The 6,385-nt window shown below is 71.0% G+C and carries 7 protein-coding genes; all 7 read right to left on the bottom strand.

Features of this window, described 5'->3' with window-relative positions; translation table 11 throughout:
* Positions 1-546: PCRF domain-containing protein (locus VK501_RS19190; protein ID WP_324340202.1), on the bottom strand; the 546-nt coding region annotated here is incomplete at its 3' end.
* Between the two features lie 80 nt (positions 547-626).
* Positions 627-1,667: a DUF1385 domain-containing protein gene (locus VK501_RS19185; protein WP_324340200.1), complete on the bottom strand. Its 1,041-nt coding sequence runs from the start codon at positions 1,665-1,667 to the stop codon at positions 627-629.
* A gap of 11 nt (positions 1,668-1,678) precedes the next feature.
* Positions 1,679-1,894, bottom strand: coding sequence for a 50S ribosomal protein L31 (gene rpmE / locus VK501_RS19180; RefSeq protein WP_324340198.1), 216 nt, complete (start codon positions 1,892-1,894; stop codon positions 1,679-1,681).
* A 136-nt stretch (positions 1,895-2,030) separates the two neighbouring features.
* Positions 2,031-2,792, bottom strand: coding sequence for a CARDB domain-containing protein (locus VK501_RS19175; RefSeq protein WP_324340197.1), 762 nt, complete (start codon positions 2,790-2,792; stop codon positions 2,031-2,033).
* A 240-nt stretch (positions 2,793-3,032) separates the two neighbouring features.
* Positions 3,033-4,775: an electron-transfer flavoprotein:ubiquinone oxidoreductase gene (locus tag VK501_RS19170; protein WP_324340196.1), complete on the bottom strand. Its 1,743-nt coding sequence runs from the start codon at positions 4,773-4,775 to the stop codon at positions 3,033-3,035.
* A 4-nt stretch (positions 4,776-4,779) separates the two neighbouring features.
* Complete coding sequence (locus VK501_RS19165; protein ID WP_324340194.1) at positions 4,780-5,754, bottom strand: electron transfer flavoprotein subunit alpha/FixB family protein; 975 nt, start codon at positions 5,752-5,754, stop codon at positions 4,780-4,782.
* 29 nt (positions 5,755-5,783) lie between these two features.
* A partial coding sequence (locus VK501_RS19160; RefSeq protein ID WP_324340192.1) for an electron transfer flavoprotein subunit beta/FixA family protein occupies positions 5,784-6,385 on the bottom strand: 602 nt, incomplete at its 5' end.

Raw genomic sequence — 6,385 nt, 5'->3', positions numbered from 1 at the left:
GGACTCGGTGGCGGGCACGCGCTGAACGCGGTGCGTCCCGCCCTCGAACTTGAAGATCGAGAAGGCGCCGTCGCCCTTGACCGCGAAGGTGTACTTGCCGTCGCCGACGTCCAGCGGCTCGGTGGTGAAGCCGCGGCGCTCGGCGTAGCGGGTGAACATCCGGTAGAGGTCGCCGGCCCACAGCCCGGCCTCCTCCCCGCCGGCGCCGCCCTGGATCTCGACGATGACGTTCTTGTCGTCGTTGGGATCGGGCTCGACCATCGCGAGGCGGATCTCCTCCTCGAGCTCGTCGATACGCGCCTCGGAGGTGCGCAGCAGCTCGCGCAGCTCGGGGTCCTCGCCCTCGGCCAGCAGCTCGCGCGAGCCGGCGGCGTCGTCGGTGGCGTGGCGCCACTCCTCAGCCAGCTTGGCGGGGGCCTCCAGGCGCCGGTACTCGCGCCCGACCTCGGCGTAGCGCTGACGATCCCCGATGACGGCGGGATCGGTCATGAGGCGCCCGACCTCGGCGAAGCGGCTCTCGATCTGCTCGACGAGGGACTCGATCATCAGCCATCGAGCCTAGCTGCCTGGGGCGCGAACGAGCCGCTAGGCGAGTTCGCGCAATGGCATGGCGGCCCTCTGGGCCGTCATGCCACGACTTCCATGCCGACGCGCTCCTCCTCGGAGGCGCCCATCGGGTTCTCCAGCGCGAGCACGGCGTCCATGGCGGCGATGGCGACGGCGAGCTGGGCGAAGTCCGGCTCGCGGGTGGTGAGCTTCTGAAGCATGAGGCCGGGGTACATCACGGCCCGCACCCAGCGGCGGCGGCGGTTCTTGCCGGCGAACTTGATCAGCTCGAACGAGATGCCGGCGATGAGCGGCACGCCGACGATGCGCGTGAGCACGAGCCAGTACCACGCCGGCAGGCCGATGGGGGCGAACACGAAGATCGCGACGATCATCACGACGAGCAGGAAGCTCGTGCCGCAGCGCGGGTGCAGGCGGCTGAAGCGCTGGGCGTTCTCGGGCGTGAGCTCGAGCCCGGCCTCGTAGCAGGAGATCGTCTTGTGCTCGGCGCCGTGGTACTCGAAGACGCGGCGCAGGTCGCGCAGCTTGGAGAGCATCACGAGGTAGCCGAGGAAGATGGCCGTGCGGAGCAGGCCCTCGACGAGCCAGAAGAGCAGCGACGAGTTCAGCTGGTCCTTGATGAGGCTCGTCAGCCCGACCGGGATGACGAAGAAGAGGCCGACCGCCAGCAGGATCGCGACGACGACCGTGCCGGCCCACACGCCGCCGGAGATCTCCTTCTCGTCCTCGGGCAGCTGCGCGTTGGCGCTGATGCCGAGGGCCTTGAAGCCGATCGAGAGCGACTCGCCCAGTGCGACGACGCCGCGGATGACCGGCAGCCGCAGCACGGGGTGCCGCTTGAGCATGGACGTCAGCGGGTGGGTGACGACCTCGATGTCGCCGAGCGGCGCCTCCTCGGCGTCCAGCCCGCCGGGGCGCAGCTGCGCGGGCGCCGGCTTGCGCACGGCGACGGCCCACGTCGAGATGCCGCGCATCATGACGCCCTCGAGGACGGCCTGGCCGCCCACGGGAGCGTCACGCTGAGCGATCAGCGAGTCACCGAACGCCCCGTCCCCGACGGCGACATCCGCGCCGTCGGAGGTCCGCGGAGCGTCCGGCATGCTGGGAGGAGCTAGTCCTTCGCAGCGCCGGCGCGAGCCTGGCGGCGCTTGAAGCGGTCGATGCGACCGCCGGTGTCGACCAGCTTCTGGCGACCCGTGTAGAACGGGTGGCACTGCGCGCAGACCTCGACGTGGATGTCGGACTGCGTGGAGCGCGTGTAGAAGTCGTTGCCACACGTACAGGTGACGTGCGAAACGACGTACTCAGGGTGGATTCCGGTCTTCATGATCGTCGTCCAGTGTAGCGTCAGCCTGCCACCCGAGCGGACCGCCGTCCTCGGCGAAGCCTCGCCGAGGGGGCTCGTTTCGCTGCGGGTACTCGCCCAGGGGCTCGTACCCGCGGTCCGGTAGGGACGCGGGCTCCTAGCCGATCAGGCACGGGCGCTGGACGGTGTCGTCGTCCTCGGCGCTCTCGTCCACGGCGTCGCCGGAGTCCACCGTGACGGTGATCGTCGAGCCCGCGCTGCAGCGCGCGCCGACGATCGTCCCGTGGCCCCGCTCGCCGGCGGCCAGCGGGCCGAGCGTCAGCGGCGGCTGCAGCACGCCGTCGACCGCGATCGTGACGGTGAAGGCGCCGGCCGCCGCGCGGCCGTCGTCGTCGACGGCGAGCGTGTAGACCGCCTGGTCGGCGCCCTTGGGCGCGATGTCGAGTCCGCCGAGGACGAGGTCGGGCCGCGGGTCGGGCTGGACGCACGTGCTGGTGGTGCGGGTCGTCGTGCGCAGCGCGTGGCCCTTGCGATCGACCCACCGGAAGGTGATCTGCGCGCGGTAGGAGGCCGGCGCCGCGAGCGCGGCGACGCGCTTGGTGAACACGAAGCCCGGGCGCCCCGGATCGGACTTCTCCCAGCTGCCCCAGCCGGGCACCTCCACGCGGGCGAACGGCCCCGTCTCCCCCAGCCGCTGGACCAGCACGAAGCGCATCTGCATCCGCCGGGTCCCGGCGACGGCCGGCATCGAGCCGGTGAACGTCGCGGCGCGGGAGGTCTCCTGCTCGCCGGTGGTGCACGCCGTGGTCTTCGCGGCGAGCGTCAGCTTGTCGAGCGCCGGCGTGGAGGCGAACGCCGGTGCGACCGCCGCGCCGAGTGCGAGGAGGGCCAGCGATCCGGTGAGCAGCGTGCGGCGCATCGTCCCCTTCGAACAAGCGTAGACGCACGGGGTTGCGGTGAGGCGCGGGAAGGGGACAGTCCCTGACTGCGGTGCGCGGGGGACTGTCCCCCACCGCCGCGGGAAGGGGACAGTCCCTGGCCGCGGCGCGCGGGGGAAGGGGACAGTCCCTGGCCGCGGTGCGCGGGGGACTGTCCCCCAGCGTCGTGGGAAGGGGACAGTCCCTGGCCGCGGACGTCGGGGACTGTCCCCCGCGCGTGCCTAGGTCTGCTGGTACAGCGGGCCGTCGCCGCCCTCGGGGGTCGTCAGGCGACCGCCCTTGGCGGTGATCGCGCCGCACTGCACGCAATTGGTGTAGTTGACGATCACGTCCACGTTGCCGTGCTCCGGCGCGTCCTCGGGGATCTCGTAGACCCCGGCCGGGCACATCCACTTCCACGTCTCCGCGACCTCGCGCGGGACGCTCTTGCGGACGCGGATGTGGTTGGGCGCGTCGTCGCGGGTCGCGTTGCCCGTGATGAACACCGAGGACAGCTTGTCGAACGTGTACTTGCCGTCCGGCTTGGGGTAGTCGTCCTTGGAGTCGCCGACGAACATCGGGATGCTGTCGTTGCGGTGCCACGACAGCCGGCCCGGCGGCAGCTTGCCCTTGGTCACCTGGGCCAGGCCCGACAGCGGGCCGCCGAGGAGCAGGCCCTTCTGCAGCGGCTGGCGGCCGTTGCGGACCGCGTAGAGCTCCTTGCCGATCGACGAGCGCTCGACCGCGTCCTCGTAGGACTCCAGCGACGTCTCGCCGTTCTTCAGCGCGCGGTAGATCGTCTCGCCGGCCAGGATGCCGGACTTGATGCAGTGGTGGACGCCCTTGAGCGCCAGCGTGTCGACCATGCCGGCCGAGTCGCCGACCAGCAGCGCGCCCGGCATCGTCAGCTTGGGCATCGACCAGTAGCCGCCGCCCGGGAGCGCCTTGGCGCCCCAGCCGACGCGCTCGCCCCCCTCGAGGATCCTGCGCACGAGCGGGTGCGTCTTGAACTGCTGCAGCAGGTCGTGGACCGACGTGGTGGCGTCGGCGTAGTCGAGCTCCACGACGAAGCCGATGGAGACCAGGTCGTCGCCGGTCTTCTCGTCCTTCATCGGGTAGATCCAGCTGCCGCCGACCTGGCCGTACTTGGACGACAGCTTCAGCGGCCACGGGCCCATCGTGTGGATCAGGCGATCCAGCGGCTTGGGGACCTTCCAGATCTCCTTGACCCCGAGCTCCCAGACCTGGGGCTCGGCGCCCGCGGCCAGGTCGAACTCGCGGATCGCGGGACCGGTCAGGTGGCCCCAGCAGCCCTCGGCCAGCACCGTGAACTGCGCGGTGATGTCGGTGCCGGGCTCGAAGTTGCCCAGCGGCTCGCCGTCCTTGCCGCGGCCCTTGTCGCCGGAGCGCACGCCGCGGACGCGGCCGTCCTCGACGAGCAGCTGCGTGGCGGCCGTCTCGGTGAGCACGTAGGCGCCCGCCTCCTCGGCCAGCCGCTGCTGGTAGCGGGCCAGCGCCGAGACCGAGATGACCTCGTTGCCGTGGTTCTTGAACGGCGGCGGCGTCGGGATGCGGATCGAGCGCTTGGCGGTCGGCGTCAGGTAGACCGCCTCCTTGGTGACCTCGCCGAACGCCCACCCCTCCTTGCGCCAGTCCTCGCGCGTGAGGTCGGGGTACAGCTCCTCCAGCGGCCCCGGCCGGACGACCGCGCCGGACAGGTTGTGCCCGCCGCAGACCTTGGCCTTCTCGATGACCGCGACGGGGACCTCGCCCAGCCGCTCCAGCGTCTCAGGATCGTCAGCCAGGAGCTGCAGCAGCCGGTTGGCCGTGGCCAGCCCGGCCGTGCCGCCGCCCACGATGGCGACGCCGACCTCGATGCGCTCGTCCTCGTCGTCGAGCGTGCGCTTGATGAACTCCTGCTGCGGGTCGACCGGCGGCGGATACGCCGCCGGCACGACCCGGCCGTTGCCGTTGGAGCCGCTCATGGCGCTAGCCCTTGCGGGCCTTCACCGCCTCGGTGAGCTTCGGCAGGATCTTGTTGAGGTCGCCGACGATGCCGAGGTCGGAGAACTCGAAGATCGGAGCGTTCGCGTCCTTGTTGATGGCCACGATGTTCTCCGAGGACTGCATGCCGACCTTGTGCTGGATGGCGCCGGAGATGCCCGCCGCGAGGTACAGCTTCGGCGCGACGGTCTTGCCCGTCTGGCCGATCTGCGCCGCGTAGGGGTACCAGCCGGCGTCGACCACGGCGCGCGTGGCGGCGACGGCGGAGTTGCCGCCGAACGCCTTGGCCAGGTCGTCGCAGAGCTCGAAGCCCTCCGCCTTGCCCAGGCCGCGGCCGCCGGCGACGAGGATGCTCGCGCCCTCGATGTCGACGTCGGCGCCGCGCTGCTCGCCGCGCGTGACGATGTTGGCCTGCTGGGCCTGCGGCGACAGGTCGGCCGTGATGTTCTCGACGGTGGCCGCCGCGCCGCCGGTCTCCTTCACCTCGAACGCGTTGAGGCGGGCGATGATGATGCCCTTGTCCTTGTAGCGGGAGGTGGAGATGCTCGAGTCGCCCAGGATCGGGCGCTCGGCCACCAGCTTGCCGTCGACGACGTTGACGCCCGTGACCTCCATGGTCACGCCCGCGTCGATCCGCGCGGCGAGGCCGGCGCCGATCTCGAACCCGAGCAGGCCGCCGCCGAAGACGGCGTACTGGTACTCGCCGCCGTCGAACAGCTTGCCGAACGTGTCGATGACCGGTCCGGCGAGGCCCTCGGGGCCCTCGGCCTTGTAGACCTTCGTCGCGCCGTAGCTGCCCAGCGTCGCCGCCAGGTCGTCGGCGATGCCCTCGCCGACGACGACCGCGTGGGCCTCGCCGCCGAGCTCGCCCGCCAGGCGGGATGCCTCGGCGACGGCGCCGAGCGAGTTCTTGTTGAAGGCGCCCTCGTAGTGGAGCGCGTAGACCAGGATGTTGCTCATCGCTGTGGTTCTCCTCTTCTCAGCTTCGGCTAGGCCAGGAGCTTGCGCTCGTCGAGCCAGGCGATGATCTGCTGGACGGTGTCGTCGGTGTCCTCGTCCTCGATGATCTTGCCCGCGGACTTCTGCGGCGGAGCCTTGAAGTCTCCGCACGAGACATTCGAGCCCTCGCCTCCGACCTTGGCGACGTCGATGTCGGCGTCGCCGACCGAGACGGTGTCCAGCGGCTTCTTCTTGGCGCCCATGATCGCCTTCAGCGACGGGTAGCGCGGCTCGTTGATGGCGTCACCCACGGAGATGACGGCCGGCAGCTTCACCTGGACGGTGTCGTAGCCGTACTCGGCCTGACGCTCGCAGGTGAGCTCCTCACCGGCGATGTCGAGCTTGATCACCTGGGTCAGCGACGGCCGGCCGAGGTACTCGGCCACGACGGCGCCGATCGTGTAGCACTCGCCGTCGTCTGACTGCTGACCGAGCAGGACGAGGTCGGGGTTCTCGCGCTTGAGCACCTGGGCCAGCGCGTAGCCGGTGGCGGCCACGTCGGAGCCGGCCAGGGCCGGGTCGCTCAGGTGGACCGAGCGGTCGGCGCCCAGCGACACGGCCTTGTGCAGCGCACGGACCGCGGACTCCGGGC

It is taken from the genome of Baekduia sp. (assembly GCF_035318805.1).
Classification (GTDB): Bacteria; Actinomycetota; Thermoleophilia; order Solirubrobacterales; family Solirubrobacteraceae; genus Baekduia.
The sequence above is the reverse complement of the archived record's forward strand: the minus strand, read 5'-3'. Positions and strand labels throughout refer to the sequence as shown.